Origin of the sequence: Amycolatopsis sp. lyj-23 (genome assembly GCF_046549135.1) — a bacterium.
Lineage (GTDB): Bacteria > Actinomycetota > Actinomycetes > Mycobacteriales > Pseudonocardiaceae > Amycolatopsis.
Map to the genome: position 1 here is coordinate 432681 of NZ_JAJPWN010000005.1, position 13950 is coordinate 446630.

Genomic DNA, 13950 nt, shown 5'->3' on the forward strand with positions numbered 1-13950 from the left:
GGCTCGTCACAGGAGAATACGGCTGCCGGAGCGATCCGGTTGCTCGACCAATGCTGAGCTTTTGCTGAGAACGTTCCGTGACGGGGATACCTGAGAATTCCATGTGAATCCGGTCAGGAAATGAACCGGAGGCGAGTGGTCTAGACCTCCACCAAAACCGTGAACGGACCGTCGTTCACGCTCGACACCGCCATCATCGCCCCGAACCGCCCGGTCGCCACGGTGGCCCCGCGGCCGCGCAGCTCGGCCACGACGGCGTCCACCAACGGCTCGGCGACCTCCGGCCGGGCCGCCTGCGTCCACGACGGCCGACGCCCTTTTTTCGTGTCGCCGTAGAGCGTGAACTGGCTCACCACGAGCAGTGGCGCATTCGCCGTGGCGCATGATTCCTCGTCGCGCAGCACCCGCAGTTCGTGCAGTTTGCGCGCCATCGTCGCGGCCTTCGCCGGATCGTCGTCGACGTGGATACCCAGCAGCACAAGCAAACCCGGCTCGTCGATCGCGCCGACGACCTCGCCGTCGACCGTCACGTCCGCCCGCGTCACGCGGGCCGCGACCGCCCTCACCGGTCCGCCGGGACGAGCATCCCGTGCCGCACGAGTTCCCGGACCACGGGCAGTGCGGCGGCCGCCAGCTCCTCGGAAGACAGCCCTTGTGCGGCCGCGAGGAGCTCGATCAGGTCCTCCAGCGGCAGCGCGCCGCGGCAGCCGGCCAGCAGCCGGGTGGCCAGCTCGTCGACCTCGTGCTGCCAGCCGGGCCCGTCGGTGCGGTGCAGGCGCCGGACGGTCGTCGCCCAGCCTTCGTCGCCCGGTTCTTCGACGCTTTCGAGCAGCACCGTGTCGGGCACCACAAAGCGGACATCGAGTAATGAATCACCCGATTCGCGTAGCCATTCCACGCGGTCCAGCCAGCCGGCCGCCTCCGGGCCCAGCGGGTCGTCGTAGGCCTGCCGCAGGTCCTCGCACACCACCGTCGGGGTTCGCCCGGCCGCCCGCCGCAGTGTGACGAACCCGAAGCCGATGCCCCGGACGTCGTTCGCGGCGAACCAGTCCAGCCACGCCGCCGCCTTGGCCCGGCCTTCGGGCGATCGCGGGTCGAGGCCCGCGTCCCGCAGCCACGTGCCGACGTAGAGCGCCGGATCGGCGACGTCCCGCTGCACGAACCAGGCGTCGGTCTCCGCGGGCAGCCAGCGGCTCACCCGGTCGGCCCAGTCCTCGCGGGAGGTGTGCAGCCAGGAGGCCAGCAGGTGGCCGGTGCCGCCGTCGGTGAGGAAGCCCGGCAGCTGCCGCACGACCAGCGCGCTCGCGTCGTCGCCGGCCAGCCCGGAGTCGCGGTAGGTGTAGTCGACCCGCGCCGGGCCGACCACGAACGGCGGGTTACAGACGACCTGGTCGAACTTCCGCCGCGCGACCGGCGCGAACCACTCCCCGCGGACGAGCTCGACGTCCAGCTCGTTCAGCCGGAAGGTCGCCGCGGCCAGGGCCAGGGCTCGCGCGGAGACGTCGGTGGCGGTGACCCGCTGGGCGTGCCGGGTCGCGTGCAGCGCCTGCACGCCGTTGCCGGTGCCCAGGTCGAGCAGGGTGCCGACCGGGCGGCGGCCGGTCGCCCGGATCAGCGACAGCGACGCGTGGCCGACCCCGAGCACGTGGTCCTCGGGCACGGTGTGGCCCAGCAGGTCGGCGTCGAGGTCGGACACGACCCACCAGGAGCCCTCTTCGTCGCCGTGCGGCCGGATGTCGAGCGCGGCCCGGTAGCCGCCGTCCGCCGGGGCCAGCACGCCCGCGGCCACGGCGTCTTCCGGGGACAGCGGCGCGAGGGCGGCCTTGACCGCGGTCTCCGGCTCGGTGTCGCCCAGCAGGAACAGCCGGATCAGCGTGCCGAGGTCGCCGGCGTCCCGGCTCGCGCGCTCGGCCGGCACCGGCTCACCGCGGCCCAGCGCCGCGTGCGCGGCCCCGCCGAGGGCCGCCACCACGCCGTCGGCGTCGTAGGCGGTGCGCCGGAAGGCCTCGCGCAGCCGCGCGCAGACGTCGTCGGACAGGTCGGGCAATGCGCTTCGCGTGCTCACGGTGGGTAATGCTGCCACGATGGCCCCCGTGACCCTTGAACGCGTCCTCGCCCCGCTCGACGCGGCGCTGCCCGAGCTCGAAGCGCTGTACATCGACCTCCACCGGCACCCGGAGCTGTCCTTCGCCGAGACCCGGACGGCGGCCGAGCTGGCCCGGCGCCTGGAGGCCGACGGCTACGAGGTGCACACCGGCATCGCCGGCACCGGCGTGCTGGGCGTGCTGCGCAACGGCGAGGGACCCACGGTGCTGCTGCGGGCCGACATCGACGCGCTGCCGGTCGAGGAGAAGACCGGGCTGTCCTACGCCAGCACCGCCCGCGGCACCGACGAGCACGGCCACGACGTCCCGGTCATGCACGCCTGCGGCCACGACATGCACGCCACCTGGCTGTCCGGCGCCGCCGCGCTGCTGGCGAAGGGCCGCGAGAGCTGGTCGGGCACGCTGCTGGTGGTGTTCCAGCCCGGGGAGGAGAGCGCGGGCGGCGCGTCGGCCATGGTCCGCGACGGCCTGTTCGACATCGCCGGGAAGCCCGACGTCGTGTTCGGCCAGCACCTGGTGCCGGGCCCGGCCGGCTGGGTGCTCACCCGCCCCGGCGTGATCATGGCCGCCACCGACACGCTGCGCGTCACCCTGCACGGCCGCGGCGGCCACGGCTCGCGCCCGGAGACCACTGTCGACCCGGCCGTGCTGGCCGCGTCCGTGGTGCTCAAGCTGCAGACGATCGTCTCGCGGGAGATCGCCGCCACGGACTCGGCCGTGGTCACCGTCGGGTCCCTGCACGTGGGCACCGCGGCCAACGTGATCGCCGACGACGCCGTGCTCGAGGTCAACGTCCGGTCCTTCGACCAGGCCGTGCGCGAGCGGGTGCTGGCCGCGGTCGAGCGGATCGTCCACGGCGAGGCCGCCACGGCCGGCGCGCCGAAGCCGCCGGACATCGAGCGGTCCGGCGCCTACCCGATCACCGAGAACGACGAAGCCGCCAACGAAGTCCTCACCGAGGCCTTCCGCGCCCGCTTCGGCGCCGACATCGTGCTGCCGGCGCCGCTGGTCACCGGCAGTGAGGACTTCAGCGAGTTCGGCCGCGCGGCCGGCGTGCCGTCGGTGTTCTGGCTGGTCGGTGGCTACGACCCGCAGACGGTGATCACGGCGATGACCGAGGGCCGGTTCGAGCGGGACATCCCGTCCAACCACTCGCCGCGGTTCGCCCCGGTGCTGCACCCGACCCTGCGCACGGGTATCGAAACCCTCGTCGTGGCGGCGTTGAGCAAGATGCGTCACCCCGGTGTCGGATGAACCCCGCAAGTGGGACGATGGACAGCGGAGGTGGTGCAGTGACCATGCCCGCCAACGACTCGGACCCGGTGCTGATCACCGGGGCGGCCCCGTCGTACGAAGAGCAGTTCGCCGCGCGCAAGCGCAAGTACGTCATCATGATGTGCTGCCGCATCCCGTGCCTGATCGCGGCCGGGCTGACCTACCACGTGTGGTGGCTGGCGCTGACCTTCCTGGCGATCTCGGTGCCGCTGCCGTGGGTGGCGGTGCTGATCGCCAACGACCGCCCGCCCCGCAAGACCGAGCAGGTCTCGCGGTACGTGCACGAGGCGAAGGCGATCGAAGGCACCAGCCACCGCGTCATCGACGGCTGACCAAGGGCACTTTCACGTGAAAGTGCCCTTCAGACCGGCTGGGGGCCGACCTTCCCGACGGCGAGGGCGCCCAGGCGGGTTCCGTGCCGCAGGATGTCCACAGTGGACTCCCCGGCCAGCCAGCCGGTGAGCACCCCCGCGTCGAAGGCGTCGCCCGCGCCGGTCGAGTCGATGCAGTCGGCCTCGACCGCGGGCACGCTGGTGACGCCGTCCGCGTCGACCCAGCTGGCGCCGTCGAGCCCGGCGGTGACGACCACCGCGCCGACCGTGCCGAGCAGCTCCTTCGCCGACGCCGGGTCCGCGGAACCGGTCAGCGCGACCAGCTCTTCGGTGTTCGGCATCAGCAGGTCGACGCCCCGGACGTCGGCCAGGAACGCGGCCGGGTCGGTGATGTGCGCGGCCGCCTGCGGGTCGACCGACGTCGTCAGCCCCGCCTCTTTCGCCACGGCCAGTGCGGCGAGCCCGGCCGCGCGCGACGGCGGGTCCAGCAGCACATACCCCGACAGGTGCAGGTGGCTCGCCCCTTCCAGTGCCTCGGGCGTGACGTCTTCGGGCGCGAAGCGCTGGTTCGCGCCGCGGTCGGCCAGCATGCTGCGCTGCCCGGAGCCGTCGACCATGACGACGACGCAGCACGTCGGCGCTTCGGGGTCGACGGCGAACGCACAGCGCACGCCCGCCGCCTCCAGCTCGGCCCGGATGAGCCGGCCGCCGGGGTCGTCGCCGATCCGCGCGACCAGGGTGGTCTCGGCGCCGAGGTGCCGGAGCCACAGCGCCGTGTTGGCGCCCGCGCCGCCGCCGGTGAACCGGATCTTCGCGCGCGCGTCCCCGCCGTGCGGCAACGGCTTGTCGTGCCGGGCGATCACGTCCAGGGCCGCGTCGCCGACCACCACGATCCCGCTCACGAGAGTGCCACCGCGACTTCGGTGGCCAGCTTGGCGTTGTTGAGCACCAGTGCCTCGTTCGCGTCGATGCTCACGCCGCCGCTCGCGGTGTGGAAGTGCTCCAGCAGCACCGGCGTGACGTCGGCGCCGTGCACGCCCTGCGCTTCGACGAGCGCGAGGCCCTCGGCGAGCAGCCGGTCGTGCAGCTCCTTGTCCATTTCGGACGCTTCCGGAATCGGATTCGCCAGCAGGACGCCGGAATTCGCGTAGGCCCGGTGCGCGTCGATGACGGCGGCGGCCTGCTTCGGGTCGTCGACCCGCCAGCCCACCCCGTGCCCCGACGAGCGCAGGTAGAACGCCGGGAAGTCGTCGGTGCGGTACCCCAGCACCGGCACCGAATTCGTCTCCAGGACCTCGAGGGTGGCCGGGATGTCGAGCACCGACTTCACGCCGGAGCAGACGACCACGGTCGGCACCTTCGCCAGCACGCCGAGGTCGGCGGAGACGTCCCACGACTGCGCCGCGCCAACGTGCACGCCGCCGAGCCCGCCGGTGGCGAACACGCCGATCCCCGCCGCGGCGGCCAGCGCCGACGTGCTCGCCACGGTCGTCGCGCCCGAGCGGCCGAGGCCCACGGCCGGGCCGAGGTCGCGCAGCGAGAGCTTGTCCAGGCCGGCGTCCGGCGCGCAGACGCGCTCGAGCTCGGCGGGGGAGAGGCCGACGACGACCCGCCCGTCGAGCACCGCGATCGTGGCCGGGACGGCCCCGCCGTCGCGGACGACGCCTTCGAGGCGGCGCGCGACGTCGAGGTTGCGGCCCGGCGGCAGGCCGTGGGACAGGATGGTGCTCTCCAGCGCGACGACGGGGTGCCCGTCACGCAGCGCCGAGGCGACCTCTTCGTGCAGGTTGAGTGGGGTGGTCACGAGGGACCATCATCGGTGATCGCCCCGCTCGCCGCGCCAGTGGGTCAGCTCGGTGGTCAGGTTCCGCGCGGCGGTGCTCGCCCAGCGTGTCCGCGCGGTTTCGCTGCGGTAGAGCTCGCGCGCGAGCATGCCTTCCAGGACCGCGATGCGGCCTTCGCGCCAGACGTCGTCGGAGTACTTCGCGTACTCCTCGCGCACTCCGCGGGCGTACGCGGCGTAATGCTCTACGGGTGCTCCGAGGATGGCGAGGTCGGCGTCGAGGAGGGCGGTGGCGAGGAGATCGTCCGGCGGGGCGTCGTGCGTGATGGTGGCGAGGACCAGGCCTTCGACCCGCTCGACCTGCGCTTCGGCCACCCCGGCCAGTGCTTCCCGAGCCCAGGCGGCGCTGGCGCGCTCGTCTTCGCCGGGCTTCGCGTCGTAGACGACGTCGTGCGCCCACGCCGCCACGGCGAGCACGGCACGCTCGGTCACATCGAGGGGCCCGGCCAGCCACGCGGAGTCACGGACGACGGCGGCCGCGTGGTCCAGCGTGTGGTAGCGGCGGTGCGGCTCGCCGTACCGCGCTTCGAGCCGTGGCCGGGCGCCGGGCGCGCCGCCCAGCGTCGTGATCGCTTCGTCCCACCGCACCTCCCGGATCCTGCCAGGCGCCAGGGGCCGATCGTGGGCGGTCCGGCGGGGCTCGGGCACAATGGACGGGTGAGCACCGAGACGCTGACGAAGCCGGAAACCACGCCCGAGGGCACGGACACCACCGACGACGACTCGCCGAAGATGTTCCACTACGTGAAGAAGAACAAGATCGCCGAGAGCGCGGTCATGGGTACTCACGTGGTGGCGCTGTGCGGCGAGGTCTTCCCGGTGACGAAGTCGCCGAAGCCCGGGTCGCCGGTCTGCCCGGCCTGCAAGGAGATCTACGACAGTCTCCGCCCCGGCAAGTGACCCGGGCCCGGAACCCCGGCGGGGGCGTCCCCGCCGGGATTTTGAGCTGTCCGGAATGAGACAAGTCGCCGAACAAATGTGAAAAACCTTCATTCGGCGGGTGTGCCCGGTGCGGGCGGCCTGGTAAATCCAGCGGGCCAGGTCACTCTCACCCACCGGAGTCGCACATGCGCAGAACCGGGATCGTGCTCACCCTCGCCGCCCTGCTCGCCGTCGTCTCACCCGCGCTGGCCCAGGCCGTCACGGGCTGGACGGAGGTCGGCTCCGACAACGCCCGTGCCCTCGACGAAAGCCAGGGCCTCGCGACGATCGTGCGTCCGTCGGGCACGACGATCCGCTACACCGGGGTCGGCACGATCCCGGCCGATCTGAACGCCCAGGGCTGGAACCACGTCGGCGACCCCGGCTCGGCGCAGGGCTGGTACGTCGAGCCCTACCAGCGTGACGACCGCGGCGCGAAGCTCTTCCGCGTCCAGGCCCCGGACGGCTCGTGGGCGAACTACAAGCACAACCTCGAGTCGTGGGAGGCGAACAACAACTCCTTCGCCGCGGTGTCGCCCGACGCGCGCTGGCTGGTGGCGGGGGAGTGGGGCACCATGGACCGGCTCCTGGTGCACCCGATGCCCGGCGTGGTGGCCAAGGACCCGGCCCAGAACCTGCCGTACGCGGCGGCGATCCGGCTCGACCACCCGGTCCGCGACGTCCAGGGCTGCGACTTCCAGACCGCGACCCGCCTGCTCTGCGCGTCGGACGACCCGGACGGCAGCCTCTTCGGCACGACGAAACCCCTGCTCCAGGTCGACCTGGCCGGCCCGCTTTCCGGCGCGGACGTCACCGCCCACGTCACCTCACTGGGCCAGCTCCCGCTCCGCAGCGGCTGCTCGGGTTCGTTCGAGGTCGAAGGCATCGACTTCGACGAGCGCGACAACACCCTCCGCGTGGTGGTCATGGCCCCGAGCATCTGCATCCTCTGGGACAGCAAGACCTACCGCTTCCGCCAGTAACCCGTAACTCGCGTGATTGAAGCCGTAACTCACGTGATCGGGGCCGTAACTGGTGAGTTACGGCCCCAATCACGCGACATCCGGCTCAGATCACGCGAGTTCCGGCTTGGCTCACGCGAGTTCCGGGTTCAGGGACTCCGATTCGGGGGCCTGGGATGGGGTTCGGCGGGCGTCGCGGCGGGCGCGGCGGCGTTCCTTGCGGGTCTCGACCATCGTGTAGAGGGTCGGGACCAGGACCAGGGTCAGCAGCGTCGAGCTGACCAGGCCGCCGATCACCACGATCGCCAGCGGCTGGCCGATGAACCCGCCCTGGCCGGTGATGCCCAGTGCCATCGGGACCAGGGCGAAGATCGTCGCCGCCGCGGTCATCAGGATCGGGCGCAGCCGGCGCCGGCCGCCTTCGGTGACAGCGTCGGCGACGCTCATCCCCTCCGCGCGGTACTGGTTGATCAGGTCGATCAGCACGATCGCGTTCGTCACGACGATGCCGACCAGCATCAGCATCCCGATCAGCGCCGGCAGGCCGAGCGCGGTGCCGGTGGCCAGCAGCAGCCCGATCGCCCCGGTCGCCGCGAACGGGATCGACACGAGCAGGATCAGCGGCTGGATCAGGCTCCGGAACGTCGCCACCATGATCAGGAACACGATCGCGATGGCCGCGAGCAGCGCCAGGAACAGGTTCGAGAACGCCTCCTGCTGGTCCTGGCTCACCCCGCCCAGCGAGTACGCCGCCCCGCCGGTGAACGTCAGACCGTCCAATTTGGACTTGATGTCCGCGGTCGTCTTGCTCAGGTTGTCGCCGGTGTTCTTCGCCGTCACCGTGGTGCTCAGGTCGCCGCCGGTGCGGTGCACCGACGCCGGGCCGTCCACAGTGGACACCTTGGCCACCTCGTCGAGCCGGACGACGCCGCCGGGGCCCGGGATCGGCAGCCCGCGAACCTGGTCCACCGTCACCGGAGCGGTGCCGGCGCGCAGCACGATGTCCGTGCGCTGCCCGTCGACCGGCAGCTGCGTCACCGTGCGCCCGGCGATCGCCTGGTTGGCGATCTGCCCGATGGTGCTCGCCGACAGCCCGTGCGCGGCGGCCGCGGCGTCGTCCACCTCGACCTGCACCCGCGGCGAGCCGACGCTCAGGTCGCTCGACACCTCGGTCAGCCCGGACACCCCGCGCAGCGCCTCCACGACCTGGTCGGACGCGGGCTTGAGCGTGGCCTCCGACGGCGCGGTCACCGTCACCGAGACCTGGTCGGAGTTGAAGCCGGACGCGTCCGCGCCGATCTTGACCTCGCCCAGCTCGGGCCGGGACGTCAGCTTCGCGCGCAACCGGTCCGACAGCGCGTCGAGGTCGGTGCCCTTGGCGACGGTGACCGAGATGCTCGTGTTGGTGCCGCCGCCGAAGCCGAACGTGCCGCCACCGCCGATGCTGACCTGGTAGGTCTGCACCGCGGGCTCGGCGGACAGGGCCTGCTCGACCGCCGTGGCCGCCTTCTCCTTGGCGTCGACGCTGGTGCCCGCGGGCAGCTTCTGCGTCATGTTCAGCGTGGTGCCGCCGGACTGGTCGAGGAAGTTCGTGTTCAGCCGCGTCGCGAGCCCGACCGTGCCGGCGAAGATCAGCAGCGCCAGCAGCACGACGGTCAGCCGCCGCCGGGTCGCGAACCGGATCACCGGCAGGTACGCGCGCTGCAGGACGCTGCGGCGCTCCTTCTCGACGGCGGCTTCACGCGCCCGCTCGGCTTCGACGGCGTCCGCCGGGACCGCCGGCTGCTTCAGGAACCAGTACGCCAGCACGGGAACCACGGTCAGCGACACGAGCAGCGACGCCAGCAGCGCGACCGTCACGGTGATCGCGAAGGGCGAGAACAGCTCGCCGACGAACCCGCCGACGAACGCGATCGGCAGGAACACCGCGACCGTCGTCAGCGTGGACGACGTCACCGCGCCGGCCACCTCGCGGACGCCGTCGAGCACCGCCCGCTGCTTCTCCTCGCCGTAGGCCAGGTGTCGTTTGATGTTCTCCAGCACCACGATCGAGTCGTCGACCACCCGGCCGATCGCGATGGTCAGCGCGCCGAGGGTGAGCAGGTTGAGCGACAGGTCGCCGGTCCACAGCGCCAGCAGCGCGACGACCACCGACAGCGGGATCGACACCGCGGTCACCAGCGTCGAGCGCACCGACAGCAGGAACAACAGGATGACGACGACGGCGAAGGCCAGCCCCAGCAGGCCTTCGGTGGTCAGGCCGCTGATCGCGTCCTTGACCGGCGTGCCCTGGTCGAACACGACGCTCATCTCGGCGCCGGTCTTCTTCGCCAGGTCCGGCAGCTTGTCCCGGACCGCCTGGGAGATCGCGACGGCGTTCCCGTTGTCCACCATGGTGATCGAGAGGCCGAGGCTGGGCTTGCCGTTCGTGCGCGTGATCGACGTCGGCGGCGCGAACCCGGCCTGGACGTCGGCGACGTCGCCGAGCTTCACCGGACCGCGCGCCGGAGTGCCCGGGCGCGCCGCCGAAGCACCCGGCGTCAGGTACAGGTTGCGCAGCGTGTCCACAGTGGTCTGTCCGCCGCCGACCTGGACCGACAGCGTCTTGCCGTCCTCGGTCAGCGTCCCGGCCGGCACGGCGGCCCCCGCCGTCTGCAGCGTGGTGCCGACCGACGCCGGGTCGACCCCGGCGGCGGCGAGCTTCGCGTAGTCGAGGGTGATCGTGACGCGCGGTGTCTGCACACCGGTGACGGTGACCGTGCGGACGCCTTCGATCTTCCGCAGCTCCGGCGCGACCTGGTCGGTCAGCGCGGGCGCGAGGGTCTGCGGGTCCCCGGCGGTGCCCGCGGCGACCAGCACGACCGGCAGGTCGTCGGTGCTGCCCGCGGACACGGCGGGCTCGTTGTTCTGCGGCAGCCGGGGCCGGACCTGGTTCACCACCTGCTGGATCTGCGAGACGGCGGCGTCGATGTCGGTGCCGAACTCGAACTGCGCGACGACCCGCGACACGCCGTCCGACGACGTCGAAGTGATCTGCTCCAGGCCCTTCAGCCCCTGGAGGCCGCCTTCGAGGGGCTCGGAGACCTGCCGGTCGACCGCGTCCGGCGAAGCGCCGGGGTACGCGGTCACGATCTGGGCCTGCGGGAACTGCAGGGACGGGAAGAGCTGCTGTTTGAGCTGCGGCAGCGCGAAGGCGCCGAAGCCGACGACGACCAGCGCGAGCAGGCCGATCAGGCTCCGGTTGCGCAGGCTCAGTCTGGCCAGCACGGACATGACTTCGAAAACCCCCTCGGGAACGACGCGGCGACCGACGCCTGCGTCAGTGACGGGGGAAGCGTGCCACGTCCGACCTGAGGAGCGACTCAGTCTCCGGGTGGATTCCGGGTCGTCCCTCCGGTGGACCCGCGACCCTGAGCAGCACTGGGTGCCGGCTCGGGCGCGCTCGGTGACGACCGGTCCTCTTCGGACGGCTCGGGTGCTTCGCCGTCAGGCGAGGCGTCTTCGGCGCGCGGGCGCCGCAGCGGCGTGGTCGAGCGCTCCCACAGCTTGCGGCCCTCCTCCGAGCGCAGCCGTTCGGAGGCGCGTTCCATCTCCAGCCGCCGCCACCTGCGCCGCTGCCGCCGGGTCGCCTTGGCCGGCCACAGCTCCTGGATCGCGCTGTTGAAGTACGCGCCGCCCACCACGGCCAGCCCGATGAAGAACATCAGCAGCAGGAACGCGATCGGCGCGGCCAGCGCGCCGTAGGTGTAGCCGGTCTTGGTGATCCAGTTCAGGTAGACGCGCAGGCCGACCGAGGACAGCAGGAACACGACCATGGCGAGCACCGCGCCGGGCAGCCCGCGGTGCCACGGCAGCTTCCGCGGCAGCGCGAGCTTGTACAGCGTGGTCAGCGCGAGGGTGATCATCGCGCCGAGGGCCGGGAAGTACAGCGCGCTCACCCACGACGTCACGGTCGGACGCCAGGCGAGCGGGAAGAACTCCGGCAGCAGGTCGGGGCCGATCGCCAGCAGCGGCAGCCCGACCACCAGGATCACCAGGCCGCACAGGTAGAGCAGCAGCGCGAAGATCCGCTGCCAGACGTCGTTGCGGACGCCGTACTGGTCGTGCGCGACGGTGATCGCGTCCACGAACGACGACATCGCCGACGAACCCGCCCACAGCGAGATGAGGAAGCCGACCGAGACGATCTCGCCCTTGCCGACGGTGAGGATGCTGTTCACCGTCGGTTCGATGATGTCATGGACGGCGTTCTGGCTGAACACCGTCCGGCAGAACCCGATGATGCGGTCGTGGACCGCACCGACGACCCCTTGGCCGAACCACTCGCCGACGAAGCCCAGGCTGCCCAGCAGCCCGAGCAGCAGCGGCGGCAGCGACAGCGTCTGCCAGAAGGCCGCCTCGGCGGCCTCGGAGAAGATGTTGCCCTCCCAGGCCTTGGCGAACGTGCGCGTGACGAGCCGCCACGGCCCCTTGCGGGCCACCTTCGTCGCTGCGGACGGCTGCACCTCACCCATGACGTGTCCAGCATGGTCCATCCGTGCTGATTTGGCTCGTCACACCCCCTGCGGCCGGGCGTGTCGGGGGACATCACCCGTGCCGGTGCCCGGAACCGCCGGACCCGGCCGGTAGACTCGCTCCAGTGCCCTCACCGCAGTCGCCGACCGGCCCAACGCAGCAGAAGTCGGTACCACAGTGAGGGTTTTCGCACGTCAAAGCACTTGAGCGAGGGGGAGGACCGGCGATGACGGAGACGCAGCTCGGGGCGCCTCCCGCGGAGAAGGACTCGACCGCGCGCCCGCTGCGGGCGTGGCAGCGGCGGGCGCTCACGAAGTACCTGACGCGGAAGCCGAAGGACTTCCTCGCGGTGGCGACACCCGGTGCCGGCAAGACGGTGTTCGGCCTGCGGATCGCCGCGGAGCTGCTCAGCGACCGCACGATCGAAGCGGTCACCATCGTCACGCCGACCGAGCACCTCAAGCACCAGTGGGCGGCCTCGGCCGCGGCGGCCGGCATCGCCATCGACTCGAACTTCCGCAACACCACCGGCGTCACTTCGTCGGACTACAACGGTGTCGCGCTGACGTACGCGCAGGTCGCGGCGCACCCGACGCTGCACCGGGTGCGCACGGAGAACCGCAAGACGCTGGTCATCCTCGACGAGATCCACCACGGCGGCGACGCGAAGAGCTGGGGTGACGCGATCCGCGAGGCGTTCACCCCGGCCGTCCGGCGCCTGTCGCTGACCGGGACGCCGTTCCGGTCCGACGACTCGGCCATCCCGTTCGTCACCTACGAGCCGGACGCGGGCGGCTTCCAGCGCAGCAAGGCCGACCACGCGTACGGCTACGCGGACGCGCTGGCCGACGGCGTGGTCCGGCCGGTCGTCTTCCTCGCGTACTCGGGCGAGGCGTCCTGGCGCACGAGCGCGGGCGAGGAGTTCACCGCCCGGCTCGGCGAGCCGCTCACGGCGGAGCAGAACGCCCGGGCGTGGCGCACGGCGCTGGACCCGGCGGGCGAGTGGATCCCCGCGGTGCTGCAGGCCGCCGACACGCGGTTGTCGCAGGTCCGCCAGAGCGTGCCGGACGCCGGCGGCCTGGTGATCGCGACCGACCAGGAGTCGGCGCGGGCGTACGCGAAGATCCTGGAGCGCATCTCCGGCGAGATGCCGACGCTGGTGCTCTCGGACGACCCGAAGGCGTCGGGCCGGATCAAGAAGTTCTCGGAGACGAACGAGCGCTGGATCGTCGCGGTCCGGATGGTCTCCGAAGGCGTCGACGTCCCGCGCCTGGCGGTCGGCGTGTACGCGACGAGCGCGTCGACCCCGCTGTTCTTCGCCCAGGCGATCGGCCGGTACGTGCGGGCGCGTAAGAAGGGCGAGACGGCGAGCGTGTTCCTGCCGTCGGTGCCGGTGCTGCTGGAGCTGGCCAGCGAGCTGGAGGCCCAGCGCGACCACGTCCTCGGCAAGCCGCACCGCGAGAAGGAGGGCTGGGAGGACGAGCTCCTGGCCCAGGCCAACCGCACCGAGGACGAGCCGGGCGAGGAAGAGAAGGCGTTCACGTCGCTGGGCGCCTCGGCCGAGCTCGACCAGGTGATCTACGACGGCAACTCGTTCGGCACGGCGGTGTTCTCGGGGTCCGACGAGGAGCAGGAGTACCTGGGGCTGCCCGGCCTGCTGGAGCCGGACCAGGTCCGCGCCCTGCTGCGCAAGCGGCAGGAAGAGCAGATCGCGGACGAGAAGCGCCGCAAGCCGGCCAAGGAGGAAGCGCCCCCGCCGACGGCCCGGCCGCAGTCGGTCAGCGAGCGGCTCAACGCGTTGCGCAAGGAGCTGAACGCGCTGGTGGGGATGTACCACCACCGGACGAAGAAGCCGCACGGCGCGATCCACAACGAGCTGCGGCGGGTCTGCGGCGGCCCGGTGACCGCGATGGCGACCGTCGAGCAGCTCGAGGAACGGATCGTCACGCTGCGGTCCTGGTGAGGCGGCGCCGCTTCCCGGGCGACGCCGCTTGTCG

At 71.9% G+C, this 13950-nt stretch carries 12 protein-coding genes; 5 read left to right on the plus strand and 7 right to left on the minus strand.

Annotation, left to right across the window (positions count from 1 at the left end; all coding sequences use genetic code 11):
• Positions 1 to 140: 140 nt before the first annotated feature.
• Both dtd and ACLJPY_RS14710 read right to left on the minus strand, forming a co-directional pair.
• Positions 141 to 566 carry a D-aminoacyl-tRNA deacylase gene (gene dtd, locus ACLJPY_RS14705; RefSeq protein WP_410588889.1) on the minus strand — a complete coding sequence of 142 codons (426 nt, stop codon included), beginning with the start codon at positions 564 to 566 and terminating at the stop codon, positions 141 to 143.
• Positions 563 to 2065 (minus strand): methyltransferase, encoded by a 1503-nt coding sequence (locus tag ACLJPY_RS14710; protein ID WP_410588890.1) that lies wholly within the window; start codon positions 2063 to 2065, stop codon positions 563 to 565. Before ACLJPY_RS14710 ends, dtd begins: the two co-directional genes overlap by 4 nt.
• Before the next feature lie 28 nt (positions 2066 to 2093).
• On the opposite strand from ACLJPY_RS14710, the gene ACLJPY_RS14715 reads away from it, so the two are divergent.
• The gene (locus tag ACLJPY_RS14715; RefSeq protein WP_410588892.1) at positions 2094 to 3359 is read left to right on the plus strand and encodes an amidohydrolase; all 1266 of its coding nucleotides are present in this window, start codon (positions 2094 to 2096) and stop codon (positions 3357 to 3359) included.
• A 38-nt stretch (positions 3360 to 3397) separates the two neighbouring features.
• Positions 3398 to 3712, plus strand: coding sequence for a DUF3099 domain-containing protein (locus ACLJPY_RS14720; RefSeq protein WP_410588894.1), 315 nt, complete (start codon positions 3398 to 3400; stop codon positions 3710 to 3712).
• A 29-nt stretch (positions 3713 to 3741) separates the two neighbouring features.
• Here ACLJPY_RS14720 and ACLJPY_RS14725 read toward each other — a convergent pair whose 3' ends face one another.
• The 3 genes from ACLJPY_RS14725 to ACLJPY_RS14735 are packed head-to-tail and all read right to left on the minus strand — an operon-like array spanning position 3742 to position 6143.
• Complete coding sequence (locus ACLJPY_RS14725; protein ID WP_410588895.1) at positions 3742 to 4614, minus strand: carbohydrate kinase family protein; 873 nt, start codon at positions 4612 to 4614, stop codon at positions 3742 to 3744.
• Positions 4611 to 5516, minus strand: a complete 906-nt coding sequence (locus tag ACLJPY_RS14730; RefSeq protein ID WP_410588897.1) for a pseudouridine-5'-phosphate glycosidase — start codon at positions 5514 to 5516, stop codon at positions 4611 to 4613. Before ACLJPY_RS14730 ends, ACLJPY_RS14725 begins: the two co-directional genes overlap by 4 nt.
• A gap of 9 nt (positions 5517 to 5525) precedes the next feature.
• Positions 5526 to 6143, minus strand: a complete 618-nt coding sequence (locus ACLJPY_RS14735) for a hypothetical protein (RefSeq protein WP_410588898.1) — start codon at positions 6141 to 6143, stop codon at positions 5526 to 5528.
• A gap of 69 nt (positions 6144 to 6212) precedes the next feature.
• Between ACLJPY_RS14735 and ACLJPY_RS14740 the strand changes: the two genes are divergently transcribed.
• Positions 6213 to 6455: a DUF3039 domain-containing protein gene (locus ACLJPY_RS14740; protein WP_004561020.1), complete on the plus strand. Its 243-nt coding sequence runs from the start codon at positions 6213 to 6215 to the stop codon at positions 6453 to 6455.
• A 167-nt stretch (positions 6456 to 6622) separates the two neighbouring features.
• The gene (locus ACLJPY_RS14745; protein ID WP_410588899.1) at positions 6623 to 7459 is read left to right on the plus strand and encodes a hypothetical protein; all 837 of its coding nucleotides are present in this window, start codon (positions 6623 to 6625) and stop codon (positions 7457 to 7459) included.
• Between the two features lie 111 nt (positions 7460 to 7570).
• Here the strand turns inward: ACLJPY_RS14745 and ACLJPY_RS14750 are convergent, their stop codons facing one another.
• The gene (locus tag ACLJPY_RS14750) at positions 7571 to 10711 is read right to left on the minus strand and encodes an efflux RND transporter permease subunit (protein WP_410588900.1); all 3141 of its coding nucleotides are present in this window, start codon (positions 10709 to 10711) and stop codon (positions 7571 to 7573) included.
• Between the two features lie 89 nt (positions 10712 to 10800).
• Complete coding sequence (locus ACLJPY_RS14755; RefSeq protein WP_410588902.1) at positions 10801 to 11952, minus strand: YihY/virulence factor BrkB family protein; 1152 nt, start codon at positions 11950 to 11952, stop codon at positions 10801 to 10803.
• A 227-nt stretch (positions 11953 to 12179) separates the two neighbouring features.
• Here ACLJPY_RS14755 and ACLJPY_RS14760 point away from each other — a divergent pair, with 227 nt between their 5' ends.
• On the plus strand, positions 12180 to 13916 hold the full coding sequence (locus ACLJPY_RS14760) for a DEAD/DEAH box helicase (protein WP_410588904.1): 1737 nt from the start codon (positions 12180 to 12182) through the stop codon (positions 13914 to 13916).
• Positions 13917 to 13950 lie beyond the last annotated feature (34 nt).